Source organism: Shewanella sp. 11B5, from assembly GCF_002836795.1.
Lineage (GTDB): Bacteria > Pseudomonadota > Gammaproteobacteria > Enterobacterales > Shewanellaceae > Shewanella > Shewanella frigidimarina.
In genome coordinates, this window is record NZ_PJAP01000951.1 from 1 (window position 1) to 2,956 (window position 2,956).

The window sequence follows — 2,956 nt, forward strand, 5'->3', positions numbered from 1 at the left end:
AAGACCTTCAAAAGGCTGACCACTATGCTGAGATCTTCCCTACGCAATAAACTACTGGGGTTATCGCTAATTCCGCTGTCGTTAATCCTCGTCGTACTACTGAGTATTTTTTATGTTAATGAAGAATCGTCTTTAACCAAGGATATTGATAACTTTCGCAGTGAATTAATTTCAGAGCGTAAAAACCAACTAAAAGAAGCTGTTCAGATTGCACAAGGAGTCGTTGAGTATCAACTTGCTTTGGGGAGCAATGGTAATGTCAATGGAGCCTTACGAGATTTACGCTTTGGCAGTGCAGGCTATTTCTTTATGTATGATGATGCCGGCGTCAATATTTTTCATCCGACTATGCCTGAACTTGAAGGCCAAAACAAAATTGATATGGCCGACCCTAATGGTACCAAAATTATTGTTGGGCTATTAGATGCGGCTAAATCGGGTACTGGTAATTTTTCTTATTATTATAAAAAACCGGGTAGCGAGCAGCTTGTTGAAAAACTCGGCTTCGCAGTAATGATCCCAAACACCAATTGGATGTTAGGCTCGGGCGCTTATATTGATGATATTGAAGAGTCTATTGGCGGTTATGAAACTTATAAAACTGAAGAGATGAATCAAAAAGCATTCATGTTTCTATTAATTGCTTTAGGTCTTACTGGTATTACTGCTTTTGGCGTGGTGCTGATGGCCCATAAAATGGTGGTGCCAATTCAAAATATGGCTACATCGCTTAATGACATCGCTAAAGGTGAAGGTGATTTAACCAAGCGTTTAGATATCACCAGTGAAGATGAGATTGGGCAGTTAGGCAGCGCATTTAATCTGTTCATCGACAAATTACAGCATATTATGGGTGATGTTGCTGGTGCGACCGACAGGGTTAAGCAAGCAGCTCAGAGTATTAATGGTCAAACAGTGTCAATGACAGAGCAACTCTATAATCACAATAATGAAATTGACCAAATTGTCACCGCAATCACAGAAATGTCGGCTACAGCGCATGACGTGGCCCATAATACTAACATGGTGGCAGAAGCCACACATGCTGCCTCTGATAACGTTACGAAAGCGCAAGATTGTGTCGATACCTCATTAACGGAAGTGTCTAATTTAATGAGTCAAATTGACAATGCTGCGGCCAATGTGAAGTCATTAAGTGAACAATCTAAGAAAATTAACTCGGTGCTAAGTGTGATTGGTGGGATTGCTGATCAAACCAATTTACTGGCATTAAATGCGGCAATTGAAGCCGCGCGAGCCGGCGAGCAAGGTCGAGGTTTTGCGGTTGTTGCTGATGAAGTGAGAAACTTGGCCAGTCGAACCCAGGCCAGCACGGTTGAAATTAATGAAATGCTGTCTGAACTGCATAAGCTAGTGACCCAAACGGTACAAACTATGGAAGAAAGCCAAGTGAGTTGTTTGAGTTCGGTGGAGTCTTCTAGAGCGATTTCTGAAAGTTTAGGCGCAGTAACATCGTCAGTGACCAGCATTAATGACATGAGTACTCAAATAGCCACCGCTGCAACGGAACAAAGTTCTGTGACCGAAGAAATTAATCGTAATATCAATTCAGTGCAAGAGATTGTTAATACGTTATTGGTGGCCAGTCAAGATGCGTCCGGTATGAGTAAAACCGTTGCGGATGATGGTCAGACGTTAGCGGAGTTAGTGGGTCAATTTAAAATATAATGTTGACTTGGTCGGCAATTAAAAATGAACCCGAAGTGGTTCATTTTTTTAGTCGCTTTTTTAATCTAACTCTAACTCTGAGTCAGATCTTTAATTTAAATATCCTGAACTTGGAATGGGGATGTTGATATGATCATAAATATCAATATCTTAGTTATTAACCACTATCAAACCTGTCATATGTTTTGCTAACAAAGCGAATGGACGCGTCAATAGCAGGCCTATTGTAAGTCTTCTTGTGTACAGAATAACGCAGTGAGCAAGGCAAAGGGCTGTTTGAGAGGCATTTGCTATCCCGAGTTCTGATTAAATAGTAATAAGCTGTTCATTTCATTTATCCATTCGCGGTTAAGCGTTTTTCCCGATGTTGATTTGATGAAATATATTCGTCATTTGTTTATTAATAATCGCCCTTCTGGTCTAGGTTTAGTGCCTATCATGGGGTAAAATGCGCCGTTGCACCTTTTGTTAACCGCTAAATTTAAGTTGAATATTCATGTTTGAAGTTAATCCAGTAAAATTCAAAATTAAAGAGCTAGCCGAACGTACTGAGTTACTTCGGGGGTATCTTTGACTACGCTGCTAAAAGTGAGCGTTTAGAAGAAGTCAGTCGCGAGCTTGAAAGCCCTGAAGTGTGGAATGAGCCTGAACGTGCTCAAGCATTAGGTAAAGAGCGTGCTGCGTTAGTGGTTGTGGTTAAAACCATTGATGATATGGACACGGGTCTAGAAGACATCCAAGGGTTACTTGAGCTTGCCATTGAAGAAGATGACGAAGAAACCTTTAATGATGCTGCCGCAGAACTTGAGGAGTTAGACACCCGTCTGGCAGATCTCGAATTCCGTCGCATGTTTTCTGGCAAGAGTGATGCTTCAAACTGTTATCTTGATATTCAATCTGGTTCAGGCGGCACCGAAGCACAAGACTGGGCCAACATGGTTCTGCGCATGTATTTACGTTGGGGTGACGCGCATGGTTATAGCCCAGAGTTAATGGAAGTCACCGACGGCGATGTGGCTGGTATTAAGGGTGCTACGATTAAGTTCACTGGTGAGTATGCTTTTGGTTGGATGCGAACTGAAACCGGTGTGCACCGTTTAGTACGTAAATCGCCATTTGATTCATCAGGTAAACGTCATACTTCTTTCTGTTCTGTTTTCGTTTACCCTGAAATTGATGATGATATTGAAATCGATATCAATCCATCAGATTTACGTATCGACACTTACCGTGCTTCGGGTGCGGGTGGTCAGCACGTAAACAAAAC

Annotated in this window: 1 protein-coding gene and 1 pseudogene; both read left to right on the top strand. The window is 41.7% G+C overall.

All coding sequences use genetic code 11. From position 1 onward, the window contains the following. Positions 1 to 24 precede the first annotated feature (24 nt). Complete coding sequence (locus tag CXF78_RS18705) at positions 25 to 1,689, top strand: methyl-accepting chemotaxis protein (protein ID WP_102037603.1); 1,665 nt, start codon at positions 25 to 27, stop codon at positions 1,687 to 1,689. A gap of 496 nt (positions 1,690 to 2,185) precedes the next feature. Next, positions 2,186 to 2,956, top strand: a pseudogene (locus CXF78_RS18710) (PCRF domain-containing protein); the annotation flags it as partial.